18 protein-coding genes and 1 tRNA gene are annotated in these 25,482 nt (G+C 75.0%); 13 read left to right on the plus strand and 6 right to left on the minus strand.

Features of this window, described 5'->3' with window-relative positions:
- Positions 1 to 34: 34 nt before the first annotated feature.
- Together WMF26_RS44540 and metG are read right to left on the minus strand one after the other, a co-directional pair.
- Positions 35 to 1,627, minus strand: coding sequence for a sensor histidine kinase (locus WMF26_RS44540; RefSeq protein ID WP_437997685.1), 1,593 nt, complete (start codon positions 1,625 to 1,627; stop codon positions 35 to 37).
- 66 nt (positions 1,628 to 1,693) lie between these two features.
- Positions 1,694 to 3,769 (minus strand): methionine--tRNA ligase, encoded by a 2,076-nt coding sequence (gene metG, locus WMF26_RS44545; RefSeq protein WP_437997686.1) that lies wholly within the window; start codon positions 3,767 to 3,769, stop codon positions 1,694 to 1,696.
- A 498-nt stretch (positions 3,770 to 4,267) separates the two neighbouring features.
- Between metG and WMF26_RS44550 the strand changes: the two genes are divergently transcribed.
- Both WMF26_RS44550 and WMF26_RS44555 read left to right on the plus strand, forming a co-directional pair.
- Positions 4,268 to 5,563, plus strand: a complete 1,296-nt coding sequence (locus WMF26_RS44550) for a phytoene desaturase family protein (protein ID WP_437997687.1) — start codon at positions 4,268 to 4,270, stop codon at positions 5,561 to 5,563.
- 20 nt (positions 5,564 to 5,583) lie between these two features.
- A complete protein-coding gene (locus tag WMF26_RS44555) occupies positions 5,584 to 6,567 on the plus strand; it encodes a sigma-70 family RNA polymerase sigma factor (protein ID WP_437997688.1) in 984 nt (327 codons plus the stop codon).
- Between the two features lie 163 nt (positions 6,568 to 6,730).
- Here the strand turns inward: WMF26_RS44555 and WMF26_RS44560 are convergent, their stop codons facing one another.
- On the minus strand, positions 6,731 to 7,063 hold the full coding sequence (locus WMF26_RS44560) for a polyhydroxyalkanoic acid system family protein (RefSeq protein WP_020740911.1): 333 nt from the start codon (positions 7,061 to 7,063) through the stop codon (positions 6,731 to 6,733).
- A 293-nt stretch (positions 7,064 to 7,356) separates the two neighbouring features.
- On the opposite strand from WMF26_RS44560, the gene WMF26_RS44565 reads away from it, so the two are divergent.
- Genes WMF26_RS44565 through WMF26_RS44575 form a run of 3 tightly spaced genes read left to right on the plus strand, consistent with a single transcriptional unit; the run spans position 7,357 to position 11,645 of the window.
- Positions 7,357 to 8,421 carry a hypothetical protein gene (locus tag WMF26_RS44565; protein ID WP_437997689.1) on the plus strand — a complete coding sequence of 355 codons (1,065 nt, stop codon included), beginning with the start codon at positions 7,357 to 7,359 and terminating at the stop codon, positions 8,419 to 8,421.
- Positions 8,422 to 8,476: 55 nt separating this feature from the next.
- Positions 8,477 to 10,147, plus strand: coding sequence for an RIP metalloprotease RseP (rseP, locus tag WMF26_RS44570; protein WP_437334126.1), 1,671 nt, complete (start codon positions 8,477 to 8,479; stop codon positions 10,145 to 10,147).
- On the plus strand, positions 10,140 to 11,645 hold the full coding sequence (locus WMF26_RS44575) for an RsmB/NOP family class I SAM-dependent RNA methyltransferase (protein WP_437997690.1): 1,506 nt from the start codon (positions 10,140 to 10,142) through the stop codon (positions 11,643 to 11,645). The genes rseP and WMF26_RS44575 overlap by 8 nt, the downstream gene beginning before the upstream one ends.
- A gap of 99 nt (positions 11,646 to 11,744) precedes the next feature.
- Here the strand turns inward: WMF26_RS44575 and WMF26_RS44580 are convergent, their stop codons facing one another.
- Positions 11,745 to 12,296 (minus strand): hypothetical protein, encoded by a 552-nt coding sequence (locus tag WMF26_RS44580; protein ID WP_437997691.1) that lies wholly within the window; start codon positions 12,294 to 12,296, stop codon positions 11,745 to 11,747.
- A 511-nt stretch (positions 12,297 to 12,807) separates the two neighbouring features.
- Between WMF26_RS44580 and WMF26_RS44585 the strand changes: the two genes are divergently transcribed.
- The 6 genes from WMF26_RS44585 (at position 12,808) to WMF26_RS44610 (ending at position 17,517) form a co-directional block, all read left to right on the plus strand.
- Positions 12,808 to 13,113 (plus strand): hypothetical protein, encoded by a 306-nt coding sequence (locus tag WMF26_RS44585; RefSeq protein ID WP_061629550.1) that lies wholly within the window; start codon positions 12,808 to 12,810, stop codon positions 13,111 to 13,113.
- Positions 13,110 to 14,408 carry a hypothetical protein gene (locus WMF26_RS44590; RefSeq protein WP_437997692.1) on the plus strand — a complete coding sequence of 433 codons (1,299 nt, stop codon included), beginning with the start codon at positions 13,110 to 13,112 and terminating at the stop codon, positions 14,406 to 14,408. The genes WMF26_RS44585 and WMF26_RS44590 overlap by 4 nt, the downstream gene beginning before the upstream one ends.
- 205 nt (positions 14,409 to 14,613) lie before the next feature.
- Positions 14,614 to 15,897, plus strand: a complete 1,284-nt coding sequence (locus WMF26_RS44595) for a GYF domain-containing protein (protein WP_437997693.1) — start codon at positions 14,614 to 14,616, stop codon at positions 15,895 to 15,897.
- A gap of 40 nt (positions 15,898 to 15,937) precedes the next feature.
- Positions 15,938 to 16,011, plus strand: a tRNA-Gln gene (locus WMF26_RS44600).
- 421 nt (positions 16,012 to 16,432) lie between these two features.
- Complete coding sequence (locus WMF26_RS44605; protein WP_437997694.1) at positions 16,433 to 17,056, plus strand: sigma-70 family RNA polymerase sigma factor; 624 nt, start codon at positions 16,433 to 16,435, stop codon at positions 17,054 to 17,056.
- Complete coding sequence (locus WMF26_RS44610; RefSeq protein WP_437997695.1) at positions 17,053 to 17,517, plus strand: hypothetical protein; 465 nt, start codon at positions 17,053 to 17,055, stop codon at positions 17,515 to 17,517. The genes WMF26_RS44605 and WMF26_RS44610 overlap by 4 nt, the downstream gene beginning before the upstream one ends.
- Positions 17,518 to 17,685: 168 nt before the next feature.
- Here WMF26_RS44610 and WMF26_RS44615 read toward each other — a convergent pair whose 3' ends face one another.
- Together WMF26_RS44615 and WMF26_RS44620 are read right to left on the minus strand one after the other, a co-directional pair.
- Positions 17,686 to 18,459: a Stp1/IreP family PP2C-type Ser/Thr phosphatase gene (locus tag WMF26_RS44615; RefSeq protein ID WP_061626148.1), complete on the minus strand. Its 774-nt coding sequence runs from the start codon at positions 18,457 to 18,459 to the stop codon at positions 17,686 to 17,688.
- 172 nt (positions 18,460 to 18,631) lie between these two features.
- The gene (locus WMF26_RS44620) at positions 18,632 to 19,861 is read right to left on the minus strand and encodes a S1C family serine protease (RefSeq protein WP_437997696.1); all 1,230 of its coding nucleotides are present in this window, start codon (positions 19,859 to 19,861) and stop codon (positions 18,632 to 18,634) included.
- Between the two features lie 262 nt (positions 19,862 to 20,123).
- Here WMF26_RS44620 and WMF26_RS44625 point away from each other — a divergent pair, with 262 nt between their 5' ends.
- Positions 20,124 to 20,702 (plus strand): RNA polymerase sigma factor, encoded by a 579-nt coding sequence (locus tag WMF26_RS44625; RefSeq protein WP_044989539.1) that lies wholly within the window; start codon positions 20,124 to 20,126, stop codon positions 20,700 to 20,702.
- 4 nt (positions 20,703 to 20,706) lie between these two features.
- Positions 20,707 to 25,335 carry a VIT domain-containing protein gene (locus tag WMF26_RS44630; protein ID WP_437997697.1) on the plus strand — a complete coding sequence of 1,543 codons (4,629 nt, stop codon included), beginning with the start codon at positions 20,707 to 20,709 and terminating at the stop codon, positions 25,333 to 25,335.
- Positions 25,336 to 25,482 lie beyond the last annotated feature (147 nt).

Here is a 25,482-nt window from a genome sequence, read left to right on the forward strand (position 1 = left end):
CGGTCGCCGATCGGTACGGGTCACTGGCCAGGCCTCACCCCGCCGCCTCCGCCGCCCGCGCGGGCCACCGCGCCTCGAAGCGCGCGCCGCCGCCCGGGGCGCGCTCGTAGCGCAGCGCGCCCCCGTGCCGCTCCAGCCAGCGCGCCGCCACGGCCAGGCCGAGCCCCGTTCCCGGGTGCTTCGCGTCGCGCCCCCGCCCCGTCACGAACGGCTGGAACAGCATCCCCTCGATCTCGGCCGGCACCCCCGGGCCGTTGTCCTCCACGCGCACGATCACCGAGCCGCCCTCGCGCGCGACCACCGCCCGGATCCGCCCCTCGGCGACCCCGTCGAGCGCGATGGCCGCGTTCTGCAGCAGCGCCGTCGCGACGTCGAGGAAGGCGCCGCGATCGGCCTCCACGAAGATCGGTTTGCCCGCCTCGGGCGCGATCTCGATGGGCGGCGCGCCCTCGCCGACGATCTGCCGGACGTGGCTCGCCGCGAGCCGCAGCGTGGAGAGCGCGTCGACCTCGCTCACCTCGAGCGGCCGCGGGCGGCTGTAGCGGAGCAGGTCGTCGAGGAACCGCCTCGCCCGGTCGACCTGGCCCCGCAGCGAGGCCACGGTCTCGGGTTTCGCGCCCTGCCGCTCGAGCAGCTTCGTCTGCGCGGCGATGACCCCGAGCGGATTGCGGATCTCGTGCGCCACCGCGCTGGCGAGGCGCCCGAGCTCGGCGAGCCGCTCGGCCTGGTCGGCGCGCACCTCGACGCGCTCGATCTCGTCGGCGAGGTCGCGGACGCCGATCGGCCGCTCGAACAGCCGGCGCCCGAGGTGCTCCACGACGAGCAGGCGCAGCGGATCGGACGGGAGCGCGACGAGGAAGATCACGAAGACGAGCCAGGGGAGCGACGCGCCGCCGCCGGGCGCGAGCGCGGGCAGGACCTTGAAGAAGACCATGAGCCCGAGCGACGAGACGAGCGCCGTGAGGCCGGCGTAGGCGAGCCCCTGCGCGAAGACGCGGCGGGAGCGCCCCAGCTCGCCGATGAGCGCGGCGTAGGCCACGAGCAGGATGGCGAGGAGCAGGACCGGCGCGCCGAGGAGCACGTCCCCGAGCCCATGCACGCGCAGCACCACGAGGAAGCCGCCCCCGAGCGTCGCGAGCACGCTGCCGAAGAAGAGCGCGGCGATGCGCCGCTGCAGGAGGCCGCGGGCCGCGAGCGCGGCGCGCCCGATCTGGACCTCGAGCGCGATCGCGGCGGCGCCCATGACGGCGGCGAGCGGGAGGAACAGCGGGCCCGGCGAGCGGGCGGCGGGGCCGTAGAGCACGCGCGGGGAGACGGCCCCGAGCAGCGCCACCGCGGCGCTGACGGCGTAGGCCACGGCGACGGGGCGGCGCGAGGCGCCGGCGACGTCGGCGTAGGCGTGGGCGAGGCCCGCGGCGACGATGATCCCGCTCGGGAGGACGCGCTCGGCGAGGGCGACCGTGCCGTCGGTCTCGAGCAGGATGAGCCCCGTGACCCAGAAGGCGAGGAAGAAGCAGAGGGCGACGAGGCCGCGGCCCACGTTGCGCCCGAGGCGCAGCGCGGTGACGCCGACGGTCACGGCCACGGCCCAGAGCGGGTAATAGGCGAGAGCGACCAGCGGTCTCATGGGGCCTCGGCGATCCGGAGGCCGGCACGATAACGCTGAAGACAGCGGGGAAGCGAGGTGCTCGCCTCAGTGCACCCGCATTCCCGGCTTCGCCCCCGAGTCGGGCGCCAGGAGGTGCACCGTCTCGTCCCCGGCCGCGAGCACCATCCCCTCGCTGAGGCCGAACTTCATCTTCCGCGGCGCCAGGTTGGCGCACACGATGACGAGCCTCCCGATCAGGTCTTCCGGCTTGTAGTGCGCCTTGATACCGGCGAACACGGTCCGCCGGGCCTCCCCGCCGAGCGAGACGGTCAGCTTGAGCAGCTTCTTCGCCTCGGGCACGTGCTCCGCCGCGACGATGCGCGCCACGCGCAGGTCGACCTTGGTGAAGTCGTCGATCGTGCACTCCGGCGCGAGCGGCTCCTTGGCGAGCGCCGCGCCGTCGTCCTCGGCGGCCGCGCCGCCGCCCGCCGCCTGGCTCGCGGCCGCCACCGGCGCTCCCGCCGCCTGCGCCTCCGCCGCCGGCGCCTCCGCCGGACGGCCCTCCGCGATCATCTTCTCCACCGCACCCGGATCGACCCGCTTCATGAGGTGCTCATACGCGGCCACCGGCGTCCCCACAAGCGGCGTCTTCGCGAGCTCCCACCGGTCCATGGGGCACCCGAGCAGCCGCGCCACGTCGTCGGCGAGCTTCGGCAGCACCGGCGCCAGGTAGATCACGATCTGCCGGAACAGGTTGAGCGCCACGGTGCACACGGCCTGCACCTCGGCCTTCTTCTCCGGCTGCTTCGCGAGCGCCCACGGCTGCATCCGATCGACATACTCGTTCGCCCGATCCGCCAGCGACACGATGATCCTCGTCGCCCGCGCGTAATCGAACGCCGCATACGCCGCCCCGATCGCGTCCGCCTCCGCCGCGGCCGCCGCGAACAGCCCCCCGTCGTCCGGATAGGCCGCCGACAGGCCCGTCTGGGCCACGAAGCGCGACGACCGGCTCGCCAGGTTCACCACCTTGTTCACGAGCTCGGCGTTCACCTTGTTGACGAGCTCTTCCAGGTTCAAATCGATGTCGTCGACCTTCGAGCTCAGCTTGCTCGCGTAGTAATAGCGGAGGTACGCCGGGTCGAGGTGCTTCAGGTACGTCGAGGCCAGCACGAACGTGCCTTTGCTCTTCGACATCTTCTCCCCGTTCACCGTGAGGAACCCGTGCACCTGCACGCGGGAAGGCAGCGAGAAGCGCGCGGCCCGCAGCATCGCCGGCCAGAAGAGCGTGTGGAAATAGACGATGTCCTTCCCGATGACGTGGACGATCTCCGTCTCCTCGGATCGCCACCAGTCGTCGAACGCCTCGCCCTCCCGGTCGCACCACTCCTTGCTCGCGGCCATGTACCCGATCGGCGCGTCGAACCAGACGTACCAGTAGTTCCCGGGCGCGTCGGGGATCTCGAACCCGAAGTACGGCGCCGGGCGCGACACGTCCCAGTCGCGGAGCGGCTCCGACAGGAAGTGGCCCGCCAGGTAGTTCGCGATCTCCTTCGGCATCCGCCCCTCGCCCTGCGTCCAGGTCGAGAGGAACGGCCGCTCCGGCTCGATGGCCACCATGAGGTGCTGCGCGCTCCGCACCTCGGGCCGCGCGCCCGTGAGCGCGCTCCTCGGCTCGACCAGATCCGTGGCGGCGTAGGTCGAGCCGCATCGGTCGCAGCTGTCGCCGTACTGGTCCTCCGCCCCGCACTTCGGGCAAGTGCCCTTGACGAACCGATCCGCCAGGAACATGCCCTCCTTCGGATCGAAGAGCTGCGTGACGTCCTTCGTCGTCACCATGCCGCGCTCGCGCAAGGACGCCCAGATCTGCTCGCACAGCGCCCGGTTCGCGGGCGAGTTCGTGCTGCCGTAATGGTCGAACCGGATCTGGAACGCCGCGAAATCGCGCTGGTGCGCCGCGCTCATGTCGGCGATGACGTCGGCCTCGCTCCGCCCCTCCTGCCGCGCGCGGATCATGATGGCCGTGCCGTGGGTGTCGTCGGCGCACAGGTAAATGCACCGACGCCCGGCCATGCGCCAGTAGCGCGCGAAGATGTCCGTCTGCGTGTACTCGACGAGGTGGCCGATATGGATGTGCCCGTTGGCGTAGGGCAGCGCGCTGGTGAGCAGGAGCCTCTTCATGCTGCGCCGGACTTTGCACGAGATCCCTGCCGGAGGCGAGCGCCGATGCGGCGCGGCGCGCGGCCTGCTGCTCGGCCAGCAGCCCGCCGCCCCGCGCGGACACGACTCCGGGTCTCGGCCGAGATCCAGCCTTTCGGGACGATCGTGGAGTATCGCGCTCGCTCGACGAAGCGGCGCGCGGCGAGGGTCGAGGCGCTCACTCCGATCCTGGCCGACGCCCTCGTCCTCCGCGATCTCCACGAGAGGCGCCGCTGGCAGGTGTCCGGGCCGATCTGCACCCCGCTGCGCCTGCGCCCCGATAAGCCTCTCCCCGATAAGCCTCTCGAGGAGCAGACAGCGCCCATCGACCTGCTCGGCGACGTGCGGTTCATCTCGCCCCTCGTCCGCGCCACCCCGGCCCGCCTCCCCTCCCCCTCGGGGCCCGCCCCGAAAATCGACCGGGCGCGCGTAACCTTTCCGGACCCCCGATCGTGATACCGCCAGGAAAGGGAAACTGTGATGGAACGCACAAAAGATGTGGTGGTGGTCGGCGGCGGGCTCGCGGGCCTCGCCGCGGCGGCGTACCTGGGGCGCGCAGGCCGGTCGGTCGCCGTGATCGAGAAGGCGCACGCGCCGGGCGGCCGCGCCGTCACGCAGGAGAGCCACGGCTTCTCGCTGAACCTCGGCGCCCACGCGCTCTACCGCGGCGGGCCGGCGCAGGAGGTGCTCCGCGAGCTCGGGGTCCGGTACACGGGCGCGCCGCCGCCCGGATCGGGCGCGCTCGCGCTCGACCGCGGCGCCCTCCACACCCTGCCGTCCGGCGCCCTGTCGCTCCTCACGACGGGGCTCTTCGGCCTCGCCGCGAAGCTCGAGGTGGGCCGCGTCCTCGGCGGCCTCGCCGCGATGCGCCCCGCCCCGCTCGACGCGGTCCCGGTCTCGGCCTGGCTCCGCGACGCCTTCCGGACGCCCGAGGTGCGCCGCTTCGTCGGCATGCTCGTCCGGCTGACGACCTACTGCGCCGACGCCGATCGCCAGAGCGCCGGCGCCGCGCTCGCCCAGGTGCAGCTCGCCCTGAGCCAGGGCGTGCTCTACCTCGACGGCGGCTGGCAGACGCTCGTCGACGGCCTGCGCGCCGCCGCGGCGGCGGCCGGCGTGGAGATCCTCACGGGCGCGCGGGCGACGCGCGTCGCCGCCGAGGGCGGCGCCGTCTCCTTCGTGGAGCTCGCGAACGGCGACCGCCTCCGCACGGGCGCCGCGCTGGTCGCCGCGAGCCCGCGCGCCGCCGCCGCGCTCGCGCCCGACGTCCCGGCGCTCGCCGCGTACGCCGAGCGCGCCGTCCCGGTCCGCGCCGCGTGCCTCGACGTCGCGCTGTCCCGGCTGCCCCGCCCGCGCTGCCGCGTCGTGCTCGGCGTCGACCGCCCCCTCTACCTGTCGCTCCACTCCGAGGTCGCGCGCCTCGCCCCCCAGGGCGGCGCCCTGTTCCACGCCGTCCAGTACGGCCCCGAGCTCGCCGGCCGCGACCCCGAGCGCGAGCTCGAGGACCTCCTCGAGCGCGCGCAGCCGGGCTACCGCGACGCGCTCGTCGAGCGGCGCTTCCTGCCCTCGCTCGTCGTCTCCAACGCCGTGGTCGCCGCGGAGGGGGGCGGCTACGCGGGGCGCCCGGGCGTCTGCGTCCCCGGGGTCGACGGGCTCCACGTCGCGGGCGACTGGGTCGGGCCGACGGGCATGCTCGCCGACGCGAGCCTCGGCAGCGCGCGGGACGCCGCCGCGGCCCTCCTCGCGCGCGCGCGACGGACGCTCGACCGCGCGGCGTGACGGGGTTACCCGGGCGATCCATGAGCAGCTCCACGGCCTCCTCCGCTGCCCGCGCGGCGCTCGCCCCGCCGCCGAGCTTCGTCGCCGCGAGCTACCGCGAGCACGAGCGCTTCCTCTGGGCGCTCTGCTACCGGCTCACCGGCAGCGCCGCCGACGCGGACGACATCGTGCAGGAGACGTTCGTCCGCGCGCTGGAGCGCCCGCCCGCGCGAACGGACGAGCCCGTCCGGCCGTGGCTCGCGCGCGTCGCGCTCAACCTGGGTCGGGACGCCCTGCGGCGCCGCAAGCGCCGCGCCTACGACGGCCCGTGGCTCCCCTCGCCCATCGAGACGGAGCCCGAGCCGCCGTCGTTCGAGATCCCGGGCAAGGACGGCACCGAGGGCCGCTACGACCTGCTCGAGAGCGCGTCCTTCGCGTTCCTCATCGCGCTCGAGGCGCTCACCCCGCAGCAGCGCGCCGTGCTCCTGCTCCGCGACGTCTTCGACTACTCGGTGCAGGAGACCGCCGACGCGCTCGGCCTGTCGGAGGCCAGCGTGAAGACGACGCACCACCGCGCCCGCCGCGCCCTCGAGCCGTACGAGCGCGAGCGCTGCCGCCCCTCGCCCGAGCTGGTCGAGCGGTCGGGCGCGGCGCTCGCGCGCTTCCTGGAGACCCTGGCCACACAGGACGTCGCCGCGATCGAGGCCCTCCTCAGCGAGGGGGTCCGCGTCGTCAGCGACGCGAACGGCGAGTACAGGGCCGCGCGCCGGATCGTCGTCGGCCCGAGCCGGGTCGCGCGGCTCTTCATCGGCCTGCTGCGGCACGAGGGCGGCGGAGACCTCCGCTACGAGAGCCGCCTGCTCAACGGCCTCGTCGGGCTCGTCGTCGAGCGCGGGGCCCCCGTCGACAAGGTGGCGCCTCGGTACGTCATCCGCTGCGACGTCGACGCGCGCGGCCGCATCGCGGCCATCCACCTCGTGCTCGCCTCGCAGAAGCTGACGGCCGTCAGGGCCATCGCGCCGTGAGCGCCGCGGCGGGACGAAGGGCGCGCGGCGAGGAGACAGCCCCTGCCGGCCGAGCACTGGAGTGAGTCATGTTGCGAGGCGTGCTTCGGCCGGCGAAGTGAATTCTGTCGCACCAACATAGCGCCGGCGGACGCTCATGTCCACGGCGGATCAGGCCGCTCGCTCAGGCGGTCTTGCCCCCGCCCTGCGCCCGTTCCTTGTGCGCCTCTTGGATGAAGTGGCGAACCTCTTTATCGATGGCGGCGATCGCCACTCCCTTGAACGGGCGCAGGAGGAACGGCACGTCGAGATCGACGTCCACGGCGCCGGGGCGCAGCTCCATGCTGCCTTTCAGCTTGACCCCCTTCACCGAGAAGCCGAGCTCGGCGCGCTTCTCGTCGCGCCACACGAGGAACGGCTCGTACTCCGCGTACCGCTCTCGGTACTGCGCGATCGCTCGTTCGGTGGCCACCTTCGCCTCGCTGTCGTTCAGGTCGTGCTCAATCGTGTGCTTCATGATGGGACCTCGCAGTTCGTTGGGGGGCACATCGCGAGAACCGGCCCGGTTACCGTCCGCCGGGGGCGTCCGCTCGCGGGCGCGGCGCCCGGCCGATTTCCATCGGTGAGATATCACGGATGCGCGGGTCTCGCGGGCCTCCGGCGCGCGATTGACTCACTTCTGTGCTCTGTGGCATTTCGCCACGAGGCGGAATTGCAGGTTTTTGTGAGCTCTCGCGCGTGCGCGCTGGGCTCGGGCGCATGCGGCGCGACGGACCGGGGGCGGGCACCGGCGATGCAAAGCGCCCTCTCATGCGTGCGCGAGGCGCTCGATCCGGCGGTCTCCTGGGAGGGCTCCTCACCGCGCTCTATCTGGCGCTCGGCGCCGGCGGGTGCGCCCTCCCCACGAGGATCACCTCGGTGGACGCCGAGGTGGCCCGGGTCCAGACGCCGGCGGCGATCGACGAGGGGCTCCGCAAGCTGGAGGAGGCGGAGACCCAGCGGCGCATCGCGCGGATGATGGCGAGCCCGGAGATCAGGGCGGCGCAGCGGCAGCTCGTCGCCGGGCTGCTCGACGGCACGCTCGCCTCGCTGGGCGAGGAGGACCGGGCCGCGCGCATCGACGCGCTCACCGCGCAGTACGCGCGCGGGGTCGTGCGGAGCGCGATGCGCGGGGCGCTCGACGGGGCGCTCGGCGAGGACGGCCGGCGCGAGCTCCAGCGCGCGGCCGGATCGCTGGTGGAGGCGAGCGTCCAGCAGCTCAAGGAGAGCCTCGACGAGGCCGATCTCGGCCCGTCCGTGGCGGCGGCGATGCGCGAGCAGCTCGGCCCGGCGCTCCAGGCGGTCATCGCCGAGAACCTCGGCCCCGGGGTGACGTCGCTGCTCGGCAGCGAGGAATTCCAGCGCGCGCTGGGCAACACGGCGCGCGTCGTCGCCCGCGAGATGGTCGCCGGCGCGAACGACGCGCTCATCGAGGCGCAGCAGCGGGGCGAGCGGCGGGACGACTCGATGCTCTCGCGCATCGGCCACCTCGCCGACCAGGGCGCGCAGCTCGTCAGCACGATCACGTGGCTGCTCGGCGCTGCCGCTGTCGCGCTCGCGGTCTGGGTGACGATGCTGCTCGTGCAGCGCAAGCGCTACCGCGCCGAGATCGAGCGGCGCGCGCGGGCGCGACTGCTCCTCGAGGCGATCGAGGCGACCGAGGGCAAGCCCTGGTCGGACGAGCTGCTCGCGGCGCTCGAGGACCGCTTCCGGACCGAGGAGGAGGCCGCCGAGCTCGCGCTCCGCCGCGCCCGGCGCAGGGTGCGCGGGGCGCGCGCCCGCGCGAACGGCGCGAGCGGCGCCGACGGCGACCTGCCGAGGCCGCCGCCCCGCTGAGCCGTCGCTCCCCAGTGGTCACCGCGCCCGGCCTCGCGTAAAGAGAGCCGCCGCCGTGGACCTCCTGTATTTCGCGCTGCTCTGCTCCGTGCTCATCTTCGTGCACGAGCTCGGCCACTTCGTGTGCGCGAAGATCTTCGGCGTGAAGGTCCTCACCTTCTCGATCGGCTTCGGCCCCCGGGTGCTGCGCTTGCGGGGCCGGGAGACGGAGTACTGCATCGCGCTCCTGCCCCTCGGCGGCTTCGTGAAGATGCTCGAGGAGAACCGGCAGGAGGCGGTGCTCCCCGAGGATCGCAAGCGCACCTTCGAGTCCCAGGCGCTCTGGAAGCGCGTGATCATCGTCATGTCCGGCCCGGCGATGAACGTGCTCTTCCCGGTGCTCCTCTATTTCGCCGTCTTCATCGGGGAGAGCCGCTTCGTCCCGCCGACGGTCGGCGTGGTCCTGCCGGGGCACCCGGCCGAGGGCCGGCTGTTCCCGGGCGATCGCATCCTCGAGGTGGACGGCGAGCGCGTCAGCACCTTCGCCGAGCTCCACCGCATCGTCGCCAAGAGCCCGAACCAGGAGCTCCGGCTCAAGGTGTTCCGCAACAAGGATCACGTCGAGGTCACGGTCGTCCCGGAGGAGAAGGTCGTCCAGAAGCCGCTCGAGATCGTCGATCGGGTGGGCGAGATCGGCATCAAGCCGAGCCGCCCTGCCGCCGTGGTCGGCGTCTCGCGGCCCGACTCGCCGGCGTTCCGCGCCGGGCTCCGCACCTTCGACGTCGTGACCGAGGTGCGCGGCACGCCGGTGAAGACGTTCGCCGACCTGGAGCTCGCGCTCGAGGAGAGCCGCGGCGCCACGGTACCGGTCACGTACCTGCGCCCGATGCCGGTGCCGCACGCGCTCGGCGGGCTGGCCGAGCTCGCCGTCTACGAGTCCGGCGTCGCCGCGCTGACCCCGGAGAGCGGCCACGGCGATCTGCTCGCGCGGACCGGCATCGAGCCGGCCGATCTCTACGTCGCCGAGGTGCCCGTGGGCTCGGCCGAGTGGGACGCCGAGCTCCGGCCGGGCGATCGCATCACCGAGGTCGACGGGGTCGAGGTCACCGCCTGGTCGACGTTCGTCGAGCGGCTGTTCGCGGCGCCCGACCGGCCGCACGTGATCACCTGGCAGCGCTCGGGCCAGCGCAAGAGCGGCACGATCGAGCTCCGGCGCGAGGACTGGGTCGACGAGTACGGCCAGCACCGCCCGCGCTTTTACCTGCGCGCGTCGAACTGGTCGCCGATGGTGGCCGAGCCCTACGTCGAGAGCCCGTCCGCGTTCCAGTTCGCCCTGGAGAGCGCCATCGACGAGACGTACGACGTCATCCGGTTCATCGTGGTCGGGATCGTCCGCATCATGGAGGGCAAGGTCAGCATCTCCACGCTGGGCGGCCCCATCACGGTGTACGACGTGATCGGCGAGGAGGGCGCGAAGGGGGTCAGCTATTTCGTCTGGGCGATGGCGGTGATCTCGATCAACCTTGGGCTCATCAACCTCCTGCCCATCCCCGTGCTCGACGGCGGTCATCTCCTGTTCTTCACGTTCGAGGCCGTGCTGCGGCGCCCGCTGCCGCTGCGCGTCCGCGAGATCGCGAGCCTGGTCGGGCTCATGGTGCTCATCGGCCTGATGGGCATCGCGTTCAAGAACGACGTCGAGCGCCGCTGGGACGTGATCCAGGGGCAATTCAAGGAGCTCGTTGGCTGACCGGGCGCAACGCGGCGGGCGCGACGGCGGCGGCGCCGCGGCGCGCTCCGGGGAGAGCGCCGCGCGCGCGGTGGCCGCGCGCGTGCTCGCGCGGGTGTGGGGCTCGGACGCGTTCGCGTCGGCGGCCCTCGACGGCGAGCTGCGCCGCGCCCCGGCGCTCGACCCGCGGGACGTGGGGCTCGCGACCGAGCTCGTCTACGGCGTCCTGCGCGCGCAGGCGGCGCTCGAGGCGCGGATCGCCGAGCTCGCCGCGAAGGGCCGCTGGACGGCGGACCCGCTGGTGCGCGCGCACGTGCTGATGGGCGCGTACTCGCTGTGCTTCCTCGATCGCGTCCCCTCGTTCGCGGCCGTCTCCGAGGCGGTGGACGGCGCCCAGGCGGCCGGCGGGCCGCGCGTGGGCGCGTTCGCGAACGCCGTGCTGCGCAAGGTCGCGACGGCCGTGGAGGCCGGCGGTCGCCCGCCGCTCGCCGACGCGGTGGTCGCCTCGGCGCCGGGGTGGCTGCGGGGGGCGCTGCGCCGCTCGCTCGGCCGCGCCGCGGCCGAGGCGTTCCTGTCGGCCGGCCCGGTGCCGCCGCCGACCGGCCTTTGCCTTTCGCCCGGCGAGGACCGCGACGCGTGGCTCGCGGCGCTGCGGGGCGCCGCGCCCGCCGCGACGTTCGAGGCGGGGCGCGTCTCGCCGGCCGCGATCGTCGCGCGTGGGGCGGGCGATCTGCGGCGGCTCCCCGGCTTCGGCGCGGCGTGGATCGGCCAGGAGGAGGGGGCGCAGGCGCTCGCGTTCGCGCTCGGCGCGCGGCCTGGCGAGCGCGTGCTCGACGCGTGCGCCGGCCGGGGCAACAAGTCGTGGCTCCTGTCGCGCGCGGTGCTCCCCGGGGGCGCGGTGGACGCGGCGGACCTGTATCCCGCGAAGCTCTCGCAGCTGCGCGCGGCGCTGAGCGCGCCCCCGGCGAGCTCGGAGGGCGCAGGCGCCGAGGGCGGGGGCGGCGAGGCCGCAGGCGCGGTGGGCGAGGGCGGCGGGGGCGCAGGCGCGCGGGGCGGGCTGGAGCGGGCCGCGGCGTTCGTCCGCGAGACGTACGCCGTGGACTGGACGGTGGGCGCGGGCGACGTCCCCGAGGGCTACGACCGGGTGCTCGTGGACGCGCCCTGCTCCGGGGTGGGCACGCTGCGGCGGCGCCCGGAGATCGCGCTCCGGCGCGCGGCGGACGACCTCCCGCGCCTCGCCGACCTGCAGGTCGCGATCGCGCGCCGCGCGGCGACGCGCGCCCGCGACGGCGGGCGGCTCGTGTTCGCGGTGTGCAGTGTGCTGCGCGAGGAGTGCGAGGCCGTGGCGGCGCGGCTCGCGGGGCCGGCGGACGACGACCTCGGCGTCCGGCTCGAGCCGGCGCCGTTCGACGCGGAGCTCGCGCGGGAGCTCGCGGGGGGCGGGGACGCGTTCCGGCTCTTGCCGCACGTGCACGGCACGGACGGGTACTTCGCGGCGATGTTCGTCGTGCGGCGGTGACGGCGCGCTCACGCGCGTCGCCCTCGTGACGGCGCGCTCGCGCCCATCGCCTTACGGCCCGTCGACGCGGCGGGGAGCGCCTTCGGTCGGGCCTTTCGATCAGGCGCGGAGGACCGTGATCCGGCGACCCGACGGGGTGAGCGCCTCCCCGAAGCGGGTGCCCGACTCGGGGTCGGCCCCGGGCCGGCGGTCGAAGATCACCACGACGCCGGTGTCGAGGGACAGCCCGTCGAGATAGGCGTCGATCTGCGTGAGCGCCTTCGGCAGCGGGTCTCTCTCGCCGGCGCGCCAGACCTTGAGCTCGATCGCCTCCCGCTGCCAGGCGCGCTTGCCGTCCTCCCCGGTGTGGGGCCAGCGCACCAGCAGGTCGATGCGGCCGCGGCCGACGCCGTACTCCCGGTCCACGTGGCCGCCGCCGTTCACCACGCGCTGCAGGTACGCCATGAGCACGAGCTGCGGCGCCACCTCGTGGTAGGGCATGCGGCCGGCGAGCACCGCGCCGTGCTCGCGCCAGAACGCGGCGAACTCGCGCAGCAGGCGCGCCTCCCTCCAGCAGCGGCTCGAGGACGCGGCGCACGCCGGTGAGCTCCACGGCGCGCTCGATCGCCGCGTCGGTGAACGGCTGGCCGGTCTCCTCGGCGTGCTGCCCATAGAGCGCGCGCACCTCGTCGCGCGTGGGATGCATGGGTTCTGCAACGACACCTGCGGCCGCTGCTGATACCGCGTCGTCGAGACGCATCCCTGAATGATGAGATGAGGAACCACAAAGGCGCAGAGGGCACAGAGGGAGAGAAGAAGAAGAGAGATGATTCATCTCTTCTCTCTCCCTCTGTGCCCCTGTGATTCAAATCTTCCCATCACGAAACCAGCGACGATCTCGGGGCCAACGGCGCCAGCGGCCATGCCCGACGGAAGCCCGGCCGCGGACGGCCGGACTGCAGCGCCGCCTCGCGGCCGGTCCTCGCCGTGCGTCGGGGCCGAGCGAGCATGTGCCCGCCTCGGGAGACGCCGGCAGGATGACGTAGCTGGCGACGCCGCGCGACGGTGGCCAGACCGTCGGGCCCTCGCAGGAGCACCCCTCGATCCCGTGATCTTCGCGAGGTGTCGCGCGGCCGCCAGCCGCTGTACCGTGCCGCGCGCGTGTGAGAGGATCGCTCTCGCCATGAAGAGGATCAAGCTCAAGCTCCACAGCGACGAGTACCACCTCAGCGCCGTCGGCTACCTGTTCGAGGACCCCGCCCCAGCCGGGGATCCGGCCGGGGTGAGGCCATTCTCGATCCGCAACACGGTCTTCCCCGAGTTCGACCTGGAGCCCGGCAGCTACGTATTCCGCTTCAGGGTCCGGAACGGCAGCGGCAAGTTCCAGATCTTCGCCTTCGACCCCAAGACGAACCAGAGCACCCGCGCCGAGTACGACACGTCGAACGGCGCCGAGAACCTCACCTTCAAGTTCACGGTGGCGCCATGAGAACATCCCTGCTGCTCCTGCACACCGCTGCGCTGCTGTCGCTCTCGCTCTCGCTGGCGGCGCCCGCGCGCGCCCAGGGCGCGGCGCCCCCGTCGGAGCCCGCGCCGCCCGCCGCCCCGAGCGCGCCTGCCGCACCGCCGCCGGACGCCGGCGCAGCCGCGGCGCCCGCGCCGCCGGGCGCCCCCATCGCGCCGGTCGCGCCCGCCTCGCCCGCCGCCGGCGCACCCATCGCGCCGGTCGCGCCCGCCTCGCCCGCCGCCGGCGCACCCATCGCGCCGATCGCGCCCGCCTCGCCCACCGCCGGCGCACCCATCGCGCCGGCCGGCACGGGGCGCGAGCTCGTCTACCTCGTGCCGGCCGAGGTCACGGGCACCTCGGGGGGCGCGGCGCTCGCGCGCGTCGGCTTCGGGGTGCTGGCCGGCTTCGGCGAGGTGACCGATCCGACGGCGTGGGACGTGAGCACCGTGCTCGAGGCCGAGGTGGCGACCGCGAACGGCCTCGCCACGCTGATCGGCCTCTCGAGCGCCGACGAGACGGCCCAGGCGCCCATCGGGAGCCTGCGCCTGTCGGCCTCGTTCGCGCGCCTCGACTTCGAGGGCGAGGGCAGCTCGGCGTATCCGCCGCTGATCCTCTACGTCGGCGGCGCGGTCGGGCGCACCCGGTTCAACTATCTCGGCCCCGGCCCCGGGCGGCGCGACACGAGCCTGCCGCCGACCTACGCGCCGCGCGAGCTCATCGCCCTGCCCTGGAGCGCCGGCGCCGCGGCCGTCTATATCGGCCAAGGCGGCAAGAAGCTCGCGCCGACCATCGAGGGGCAGGTCGCGTTCGACTCGCGCTGGACAGCGTCGAGCGACACGATCGAGTGGTGCGAGCCCGCGGGCGACGTCGTCGCCGGCGTCGATCCGATCACCAAGTCGACCACCTTCGCCCCGGCCGCGCGCTGCAAGCGCGAGGTGCTCGGCGCGCCGAGGAAGAGCCAGGAGCTCACGCTCACGGCGCACGCCGGGATCGTCGACAAGGTCGCGAACGCCACGTTTCGCGCGGCGTTCGGCGCGCGCGTCGCGGTCGCGCTCAACGACGAGGCCCCGGACGACGTCCGCATCAGCCTGCGCGCTCCGGTCTACGTGACGCTGGCGCGCGCGCCGGAAGGGACGAAGTACCGCGGGCTCATCCGGCTGATGCCGGCGCTCAGCATCGACCGGCACTCGACCGGCGAGACGGACGTCGGCGGCATGCTCGAGATCAGCTTCCTCGGCCAGCGCGCGATGTTCTCCGACAACTACACGGATCTCTGACCGCAGCCGCCGGGCCGAGCAGCACGCGCGCCCTCACGCGCAGCGCGTGCCGCGCGCTCCCGCACGGCGCGGCGGTCCCGGGCGCCCGGCCCGACCCGGCACTTTCTTGGCCCACCGCGCCAGCATCCGCTACCGACGCACGAGAGCAGCGGAGGTGGACCCGGAAGCATCGGGTGGATCGCCGCAGCTCGCTAGGGAGACAGCGATGGGCCCGAGCGCGGCGTACAAGGTGGAGGGGCTTTGCGACGGGGTGCCGGCGCCGAGCGGCGTGGAGGGGCACAGGCAGGGGCATCTGAGCCTCTGCAGCGCCCCCACGATGCCGTTCAGCTCGCACGCGAGCAGCGCGGAGGAACGCGCGGACGAACCGGCGGAATCGAGGCCCTGGTGCGTCGACCACGGCGACTGGCTGGAGGCGATGAGCACGGTCGCGCTGTGGCGCGCGCTGGAGCTGGGGGAGCTTCCGCACAGCACGCGCGTGTGGCGCGAGGGCCTCGAGTGCTGGACGCCCGCCGGCGACGTGAAGGCGCTCGGCTGGACCGTCTCCCAGCCGCCCCCGCGCGACGAGGCGCCCGCCCTCTCCGCCGCGGGCGAGGGGCCCGAGTCCACCGGCCCGCTCAGCTTCGCGCTGACCCCCGACCACCTCCGGCCCGTCGCGCCGCGCCCGCACCCGGGCGGCCCCCGCGACGAGCGCGCGGACTCGTTCCTCCTCGCCCCGTTGCCGCCGGCCGAGGCGGCGGCGCGGCACGAGACGACCTCGCCGCCGATCTCCCTCGAGATCCCGTCGTGCTTCCCGGCGGTCCCGTCGTCGCCGCCCGACACGCTGCCGAGCGCCGGGACCGCGCGGGCCGGCGCCGCGAAGCCGGGACGCGGGCCGGCGCGCGGCGCGCGCGACGCGGACCAGGCGCCGCGCGGGCGCGCGTCGGGCACCTGGTCGCGGCTCGCGCGCCTCGCGCGGCTCGCGCGGCGCGGCCGCGCCTCGCGCAGCGCGGTCTCGCTCGCGGCGGGCAGCGCGGCGATCGTGCTGGCGCTGGGCCTGTCGGTGCTGAACGCGCTCGCCCCTGCGGCAGCGCCCTCGACGGCCGCGGCCGCCCCGGCGGCGCGTCTCGGGGTCGCCCCGGGCGTCGCGGCGGCCGCCGCCCAGGTCGTCGCGCACGCCCCGGCGCTCGCCGGGGCGGCCGGCGCCGCGGCCCTCCCCGCCGCGGCCCCCACGCCGGCCCCGGCGCTCGCCAAGGGCGCCGGCGCGGCTCCGGCCGAGGGCGCCGGCGCGGCTCTGGCCGAGGGTGCCGATGCGCCCGAGCTGCCGCCGCAGCGGGCGGGGAAGGCTCCGGCGGCGGGCGCGAAGCCGGCGCCCCTGGGTCGGCGTGAGCGCGGGCAGGTCCGCCTGCGGCGAGGTCGGTACGAGCCGGACGGCGCGCGCGGCATCGGCCATCCGGGCCGCGGAGCCGGCCCGTCGGTCGGGACGGGTGCCATCTTGCGCGACTCGCGCTAAGGTGCGCGCCGCGCGGCGGCCGGCACCGGTCCCGCGGCACTCCGGCGTCGTTCAAGGGCAGGACGGGGGACTTTGAATCCCCTAATCGTGGTTCGAATCCACGCGCCGGAACCAATCGAGCGCCCGCGCCCTCTGAGGGGGATCGTGGCGGGCGATCTCCATCGGGCTGACGGGAGCGCCTCGGGCGCGGCCGCACAGCGTCGCGGGCGCGTCCGGCGCCGCTGCCTGCTCGCTATTGTCTGGCGCGGTCGAGCCGGGGTTGTTTACCGTGGTCTCACCGAAGGCTCTGCGCCTGCCGCGGGGCGGGGGCGAGATCCTGGATCCTGGAGGACCGGACGGCGTGGCGAGCGATGAAGGGGACCGCGGGCGCGGATCCCCGACCCATGCAGATGCGGACCGCGGGCGCGGCGCTGCGAGCCGCGCAGATGCGGACCGCGGGCGCGGATCCCCGACCCATGCAGATGCGGATCGCACGCGCGGCGCCACGATCCGCGCCGACGCCGATCGCGCGCGCGGCGCCGCGATCCACGCGGGCGTGGAGCCCGCGGCGCAGATCGAGGTGAGCGAGGCCCAGTTCATCGCGCGGCTCGTCGCGCGCGACGAGAGCGCGTTCAACGAGCTCGTGATCATGTACGAGCGCCGCGTGTTCGCGCTGGTCTACCGCATGCTTGGCCGGCGCGACGAGGCCGAGGACCTGTCCCAGGAGGTCTTCGTGCAGGTCTTCAAGGCGATCGACCAGTTCCGCGGCGAATCGAAGCTCTCGACCTGGATTTACCGCATCGCCGTGAACCTCTGTAAGAACCGGACGAAGTACCTCTCGCGACGGCACGCCGGCGCCCAGGACGACGTCGACGCCATGGTCGACCGGGTGCCGCTGTCCGCCGCCAAGGGCGTGAGCGTCGGCGATGTGAGCCGCCCCGACGAGCTCGTCGAGGGGATGCAGCTCGAGGCGGTCGTGAAGCACGCCATCGGCCAGCTCGATCCCGAGTTTCGGGAGGCGCTCATCCTTCGCGACGTCGAGGACATGTCCTACGAAGAGATCGCCTCGGTGACGGGTTTACCGGACGGGACCGTGAAGAGCCGGATCCATCGCGCGCGCGGGCAGCTCCGCGCGCTCGTCGAGAAGGTGATGGGCGAGAAGGTGAGAGGCGGGAAATGAGCGGAGCGGACGACCCCAGGGGCGCGGGGCAGGCCGAGGAGCCGGCCGCTCCGGGCGTGGAGAGCGGCAGCCGTCCCACGGCGCCCCCCGCGGACCGATCGCGCGGCGGCGCTGCACCGCCGCGCGACGCGGTCGCGTCGCCGCGCGACCTGCCCGACGACGGCGATCTGCCCGACGACGGCGATCTGCCCGACGACGCCGATCTGCCGCTCGTCGACGAGGTCGATCTGCGCGAGCTGGTCCGCGGCGCCATGCGCGCGCCCCCGGCGGCGCCGCCGAGCCTGCTCAGCGGTGTGCAGCGTCGGATCCGCGTGCGCTCCCGCGGCAAGTTCTACGGGGACGGCTGGAGCACCGCGCGCTCGCCGCGTTCGACCTACCTGATGACGAGCCTGTTCATGCTGGCCCTCATCGCCTTCGTGTTCCTGATCCTGGTCCCCTGGAGCGGCGGCGTTCTTCCCTGAGCCGCGCTCCCGCGGAGCGACGCTCCCCCCGGAGCGGCGATCGCCGAGCGGCGGTCACCCGCACAGGAGACGGGCCCAGATCGGCGTTTTCGGCGCGCAGGCGTGCTCCAGCACGCCGAGCACCGAAAACGTCGAGGTGGGCCCGTATCCGAAGCGGGTGACCGCCGCTCACTGGGTCCAGCGGACGAGGACGCACGTGACGTTGTCCGGGCCGCCGTTCTCGTTCGCGCGCTCGATCAGCTTCGAGGTCGCGACCTGGATGTCCTGGTGGTCCGACAGGATCTGCGCCATCTCGGAGTCGCTCACCGGGCCGGAGAGGCCGTCGGAGCAGAGGACGTAGAGGTCGTTCAGCTGCGGCACCTCGAACCGGGTGTCGACCTTGACCGTGTCCTTCATCCCGAGCGCGCGCACGATCACGTTCTTGTGCGGGAAGTTCGCGATCTCCTCCGGCGTGAGGCGCTTCATCTTGATGTAGTCGTTGAGGAGCGAGTGGTCCTCGGTGAGCATCTCGAGCCTGCCCTCGCGGAAGCGGTAGACCCGGCTGTCGCCGACGTGGGCGACGTAGACGCCGTCGTTCGCCGTGAAGATGCCGACGAACGTCGTCCCCATTCCCCGCTTCTTCGCCTCGCGCTGCGCCGTCTCGTAGATACGCAGGTTGGCGAGCTTGATGCCCGTGATCAGGCGGTTCTCTTCATACCCCTTGGACCGGTCCATCTTGTAGGGCCAGGTCCGCTCCGGGTCGTCCTGCGTCTGGGCGAAGAAGTCCTGCATCGCGTCGACAGCCATCTTCGACGCGACCTCGCCCGACGCATGCCCCCCCATCCCATCGGCGACCATGAAGAGGCCGTACTCCACCATGATGCCGAAGTTGTCCTCGTTGTGGTTGCGCTTGCGCCCGACGTTCGTCTCGCCGGCCACTTCGATTCGAAACGTTTGGGACACGGATCACCCGATCGAAGGCCCCGCGCGAGGCGCGGGGCCGAATGAGAACCGCGAGCGCCCCGATCGAGCCGCTCAGGCCCGATCCTGGAGGTTGGATTGACGCAGTGTCAACCGGATCGCGCCCGAGCGCCGAGCTTATAGAATCCCGGCGCGGACCCCCATCATTTTTCGCTTACTTGCGGTACTCTTCGGTGGCTTTGCCGCTTGAGCTCGGCGGCGGGAGCTCGGCCTCGGGCCGCTTCGCCGCGGCCGCCTTCGGATCCGGGGCGGCGCGGAGCACGACCGTGACCTGCCGGTACTTCCCGCCGCTCAGCAGGGTCAGGGGGACCTTCTCGCCCACCGCGTGCGTGCGGATCGCGTCGGCGAGCGCCTCGGGGCTCGTGACGGGCACGCCGTCGACGGCGAGGATCATGTCGCTCGCCGCGCGATCGCCGCCCTTCAGGCGGGCCTCGTCCGCGGGGCTCCCGGGGTGGACCTCCGTGACCCGGACCCCCTTGGCGACCGGCGCGGCCTCGCTGACGCCCTGGATCCCGAGCCACCCCGCGGGCTGCACCGCCGTCGGGGGCACGGCGCGGAGGAACCCGCGGATCGCGCTGATCGGCGCCCCGAACGCGACCGGCGTGCACGGCTTGCCCTCGTTCGGGGCGCAGCCGCGGCCGAGGATCGCGACGACGCGGCCGTCCTCGTCGATGAGGGGCGCGCCCAGGTCGAGCGGCGAGACGCGCGACCCGAGCTCGATCGCGTCGTCGAGCTGCCGGTCGTCGCCGCCGAGGAGCGTCCGGTGCGATCGCAGCACGATCGGGACGGCCGCGACCTTGCCGCGCGCCGCCGAGAACGCGCGGATCTGCGCGTCCTGCCGGACCGGATCGCGCGACGAGGCGGTGAGCCCCTCGGCCCACCTGCCGGTCTGCGGCACGAGCAGCGCGAGATCCCACACGCGGTCGTGGTGGCCGAGCTTCACCCGCACGGTCGTCCCGTCGGCGAGGCGCGCCGTGAGGTCGTTGCCCGCGCCGAGCGGCGAGAGCGCCGTCAGGATGCGCCCGTCGCCGGCGAGCACCGCGCCGAGGCCGAGGACCTGCCCGCCCCGCTCGACGATCGCCACGCCGCGGGCGGCGCGCTCCTCGACCGGGGGCTCCGCCTTGTCCCGGTCCTTGTCCTTCTCGGCCGGGCCCCGCTTCGGGTCGGCGGGGGCCGCCTTCCTCTCCTTCACGTCCACGTCGGCCCGGGCCGGGAGCACCCCCCGCTTGCGCGCCTTCTGGGCCGGCGGCGGGGCCTCTCCCTCGACGTCCTCCTGAGCTTGCTCCTCGTCCGGCGCGCCCTGCGCGAGCGCCGCGGGCGCGGCGAGGGCGCCGGCGAGCGACGCGGCGAGGGCGAGGGCCAGCGACCGTCGCCATCGCTTCACAGGCGAGGTGTCAACGGGAGCGCTCGGCCCGGCCCCCCCGGGCGACGTGGCCTTCGCGGAAACAGACGGGCGTGTCTCATTCATAAGCGCGGCTCCTGAGGCGACTGCCGATTCTGCTGCGGCTGGGATCGTATTGCAAAAGGCAAAGGCCGGACCGCCCTGTACGGTGGGATCGGGCACCGGAGCCCGCCGGGGCGGGGGGCGAAAAAAAACCGGTCACGAACGCGGGGGACGGGGGCACATGGCCGGCGATGAGGCAGCGATGGCAGCTGGGTTAGCGCTCGTGGGCTCGGAGGGGGACGCGCGGGCGGACGAAGCTCGCGCGATCGAGGGGCTGATCGGGGCAGGCGACTTCCGGGAAGCGCTGTCGCGGTGTGCGAGGGCCTACGCCATGCCGCTCGGGCGGCTGTGCATGGCGTTCACCGGATCGCAGGCCGAGAGCGAGGAGCTGGTGCAGGAGACGCTGCTCGCGGCGTTCGACGCGTTCCCGCAGTACCGCGCCGAGGGGAGCGTGCGGGCCTGGCTCTTCGGGATCGCGCGGCGCATCTGCGGGCGGCACACGGAGCTCCGGGCGCGTCGGGAGGCGCGGCTGCGGCTCGTGCACGACACCCGGCCGCGGCCGGACGCGAGCGAGCTCGCGCTGGAGCGCGAGCGGGCCGAGCGCGCCCGCGCCGCGCTCGCGCGGCTCAAGCCGAGCGAGCGCGAGGCGGTGGTGCTGCGCTTCGAGGCGGGGCTCTCCTTCAAGGAGGTGGCCATCGCGTGCGGGATCGACGAGGCGGCGGCGCGCAAGCGCGTCAGCCGCGCGCTGGCGCGGCTCAGGGCCGATCTGGGCGAGGAGTAGGGCGATGAGCGCGACGGAAACGGGTTCGGCGGGGCTGTGCGGCGAGGTCGAGGAGCAGCTCGCGGAGGTGCTCGACGGGACGGCGCGGCCGGCGCTGTACGAGCACATCGCCGGCTGCGACGCGTGCCGCGACCTCCGCCACGACGCGGCGCGGGCCGCGGAGGTCGCGGCGGCGGCGGGCGCGGACTTCCGGCCGGCGGGCGACTTCGCCGAGGCGCTGCTCCGACGGCTCGAGGCGGCCCGCCCCTCGGAGGGCGCGACGAGCGGCGCGGTGCTCAAGGCGGTGCCCGAGGCGCACACGAGCGAAGAGCGCGCGGGCGAGGAGCGCGCGAGCGAGGAACGCGCGAGCGAGGAGCGCGCGGGCGAGGAGCTGGCAGGCGCGCGCACCGGCGACACGACCGGCGCGCGCACCGGCGACACGACCGGCGCGCGCACCGGCGACACGACCGGCGCGCGCACCGGCGACATGGCCGGCGGCGCCGCGACCGACGCGCGCACCGGCAGCGCGGCCGCCCGCGCACACGCCGGCGAGGCGCGCTCCTCCAGCCCGGAGCGGGCCGCGCCGGCGCCGCGCCGCGCGCGAGGCGCCGCCTTCGGGCGGCGCTCGGTGATGGCCGCCGCCGCCCTGGCCGCCGCGGCGGCGGTGACGGCCGGGATCGCCCTGCGGCGCGGCGAAACGGTGCAGCCGGCCGCCTCCGTGACGGCCGGCGCGCCCTGGTCCGGCAAGGTCGCCTCGGTCTCGCGCGCGTCGGCCGACCGGTCGGGGGGCCTCGAGGCGTGCGACGCCGCGGGCGCCTGCGCGCCGCTCGAAGCGGGCGCGGCGCTCCCCGAGGGCGCGACCCTGCGCACCGACACGCGGACGCGCGCGCACCTCGCGCTCGCGGACGGCTCCGCGCTCGCCATCGACCGCGGCTCGCGCGTGTGGATCGCCGGCGACGCCCGCGCGGCGCGCGTCGATGCGGGCGCCGTCGTCCTCGACGTCGCCCCGATCCCCGGCGCGCCGCCCGCGCGCATCAAGGTGCCGCACGGCGAGATCGAGGTGCTCGGCACGAAGCTCGCCGTCACCGCGAGCCCGGGGCGCGCCTCGGTCGAGGTCGCGCGCGGCGCCGTGCGCGTCACCGGCGAGCGGGGCGAGCCCGTCGAGGTGCGCGCCGGCGAGGAGGCGACGCTCGCGCAGGGCGCCGCGCCGGACGTCGCGAGCGCGACCTCGCTCGCCGACACGCTCGCGTGGAGCGACCGCTCCGCCGAGGAGGCCGACGCCCCGGCGCTCCGCGGCCTCGGCGAGCTCAGGGCGCGCAAGCCGGGCGCGACCCAGGAGAAAGAGCGGGCCGTGCGGCTCGCGAAGCACGCGGTCAAGGTGCGGATCGTCGACGTCGTCGCCCGGACGGAGATCGACGAGACCTTCGCCAACGACACCGACGAGGAGCTCGAGGGCATCTTCCGCTTCCCGCTCCCGCCGGGCGCCCAGATCGAGCGGCTCGCGCTCGAGGTGGACGGCAAACTGATCGAGGGCGCGTTCGTCGACCGCGACCGCGGGGCCGCGATCTGGCGCGGCGTCCTCCAGAACGCCGCCCCCAAGGCGCCCAAGCCGCGCGAGGAGATCATCTGGGTCCCCGGCCCGTGGCGCGACCCCGCGCTGCTCGAGTGGCAGCGCGGCGGCCGGTTCGAGCTCCGCATCTTCCCCATCCCGAAGCGCGGCTCGCGCCGCGTCGTGCTCACCTACACGCAGCTCGTCGAGCAGTCGGGCGGCGTCCGCCGCTTCACCTACCCGCTCGCGCACGACCAGAGCGGCACGACGAGCATCGGCGACTTCTCGCTCGACCTCCAGGTGCTCGGCCACGACCGGGCGTTCGGCGTCGAGGCGCGCGGCTACGAGCTCGCCGCCGCCCCCGCGGAGGGCGCGGCCGATCGGCGCACGCTGCGCGCCCAGGGGTTCACGCCGGCCGGCGACCTCACGGTCGAGTACGCGCTCCCCGATCGCGATCGGCCGGTCACCGCGTGGGCCTACCGGATGCCCCCCGCCGCGTCCCCGCAGCCGCCCGCGGGGCCGGCCGGGCCCCGCGCCGCGAGCGCGCCGAGGAGCGGCGGCCCGGGCGCGTCGTCGAAGAGCGACGGCGCCGAGCACGAGGCGTCGCTCGCCGCGGCGCGGGCCATCGCGAGCGACGCGTCGCCCTACGTCGCGATCGCGATAAGGCCCCGGCTCCCCCGCTGGGAGGAGTCGACCTCGCGGCGCCACGCGATCGTCGTCGACGCGAGCCGGTCCATGGTCGGCGAGCGCTTCGCCCGCGCGACGCGGCTCGCCTCGTCGATCGTCCGCGAGATGGACCGGCGCGACGAGGTCGTCGTGCTCGCGTGCGACACCCTCTGCCGCTCCCTCGGCGAGGGCGCCCAGGGCGGCGCCGCGCGGCCCATGGCGCCCGGCGCCGCGTCGGCCGGCGAGGTCGAGCGCTTCCTCGGCGGCATCGAGCCCGACGGCGGCAGCGACCTCGCCGCGGCGATGATCGCGGCGCGCGCCGCCGCCGGCCCGCTCGACGGCAAGGAGCTCCGGATCCTCTACCTCGGCGACGGCACGCCCTCGGTCGGCCCGACCCGCCCCTCCCACATCGAGGCCGCGGTGCGCGGCGCCGTCCCCGCGGAAGGCGCCGCCGTGATCGCGGTCGCGCTCGGGAGCGACGCGGACACGACGTCGCTCCGGGCGCTCGCGCGGGGCGGCGGCGGGGTGATGGTCCCCTACGTGCCCGGCCAGAAGGTCGCGAGCGCCGCGCAGTCGGTCCTCGGCGCGGCCTACGGCCTCGCGCTGCGCGATCCCGAGCTCGAGCTGCCGCCCGGCCTCACCCAGGTCACGCCGGCGCGGCTCGACCCGATCCGCGCCGGCGGCGAGGCGATCGTCGTGGCGCGGATGAGCTCCGGCGCCGACGTCGCCGGCGCGATCCGCCTCCGGGGCCGCGTCTCGGGCGAGCGCTTCGAGCAGACCTACCCGGTGAGCATCGTCGCCGGCTCGGGCGCGGGCAACGCCTTCGTCCCGCGCCTCTACGCCGCGGCGAAGATCGCGGAGCTCGAGGAGACCGGCGGCGAGGCGCAGAAGCCCGCGATCATCGAGCTGTCGCGGCGCTTCTCCGTGGCGAGCCGGTTCACGTCGCTGCTCGTGCTGGAGAGCGAGGCGATGTTCAAGGCGTTCGGCCTGGAGCGGGACGGCATCGCCTCCGCCTTCACGGGCGAGGAGCAGGCCCAGGGCGTGACCGCGGGCGCCGAGGGGGAGCAGCCCGACGACGCGGCGGACGAGAGCGCCGCGAAGGAGGAAGCGAAGGGGATGGGGCCCGCGAACGGCCTCGGCGTGTCGGGCAGCGGCCTGGGCGGCGGCGGCCGCGGTTGGGCGGCCGCGGAGGCAGCGCCGCGCCGCAAATCGGCGTCGGCTCCCCTCCCCCCGCCGGCGCCGGCCGCCAAGCCCATGCCCGAGATGCCCGCCGACTTGTTCGAACCCCCCTCGGCCCCGCGCGACGCCGACAGGCCGGCGCCGGCGCCGACGACCGCCGCGCCCGCGGCGCCGCGGCCGGAGCCCAAGAGCGACGACCGCGCCCAGAGGCGCTGGCCCGACGGCGCCGCCGACGATCCGTGGCCCCGGCCGCGGCGGATGATCCCGATGCGCCGGGTGTTCGACCGCAAGGTGAGCTTCGACGCGACGAACACGCTCGCCCCCGAGAGCGCGGCGAGGACCGCGGAGGCCGAGGCGGCGCTCGCCGCGGCCCCGGACAGCCGCGACCGGACCGTGGGCCTCTACGCCCTCTACGCCACGACCGGCCGCCTCGGCGAGGCCCAGGAGCTGACCGCGCGCTGGAGCGGCCGCGACGCGCTCGACCCCGACGCGCTCGTCGCCCGCGCCGACCTCGCGGCCCGGCAGGGCGATCGCGACCGCGCGGTGCGCATCCTCGGCGGCCTCGCCGACGTGCGCCCCGGCGACCGGGCGGCCCAGGCGCGCCTCGCCGAGCTCTGGGACGCGGCGGGCCGGCCCGCGTACGCGTGCCAGCACCGGGTGACGCTCGCCGAGCTCGCGCCCGCCGACGCGAAGCTCGCCGCCGCCGCGATCCGGTGCGCCGGCGAGGGCGGCATGAGCGAGCTCGCGGGCCAGCTCCGCCTCGATCTGACGTCCGCCGTCCGGGCGACGGTCGACCGGCTGCTCGCGCAGCCGGACGCGCCGCCCTCCGCGGACCTGCCGGGCGACGTGCAGCTCAGCGCCGCGTGGACCGGCGGCGCCGATCTCGACCTCGCCCTCATCGACGCGCGGGGGCGGCGCCTCTCCTGGATGGGCGCGACGCTCGGGCCGGTGAGCGTGCGCTCGCGCGACGCGACGAGCGCGCGCGCGGAGTCGCTCGCGCTGCGGAACCTCCCCAAGGGGAGCTACGTCGTCGAGATCGCGCGCGCCTCGGCCGGGGACGGCGCCTCGGCGCCCGCGCTCGCCGGCGCGCCGGGCGCCGTGCGCGGCGAGCTGACCCTGCGCCTCGCGGGGGAGACCCGCAAGGTGCCGTTCACGCTCGAGGGTGCGCGCCTCGAGCTCGGCACGGTGCGCGTCTTCTTCACCTCCCGCCTGGTGCCGGCCGACGACGTCCCGCCGCCCCCGCCGTTCATCCGGGACTGACCCCCGCCCACGCGCTGGCCCCTCGCCCTGAACGACCCGCCCGGCGCACCGCCGGAACGGCCTTTTCCGCGCACCCCCGAGGGCGCTCGCCCGCGGTTCGAGGAGCCCCCCCGGCCACCCTCGTGTCGGGAGGAGATCCCCGATACA

It is taken from the genome of Sorangium sp. So ce185 (assembly GCF_051526825.1).
Lineage (GTDB): Bacteria > Myxococcota_A > Polyangia > Polyangiales > Polyangiaceae > Sorangium > Sorangium cellulosum_D.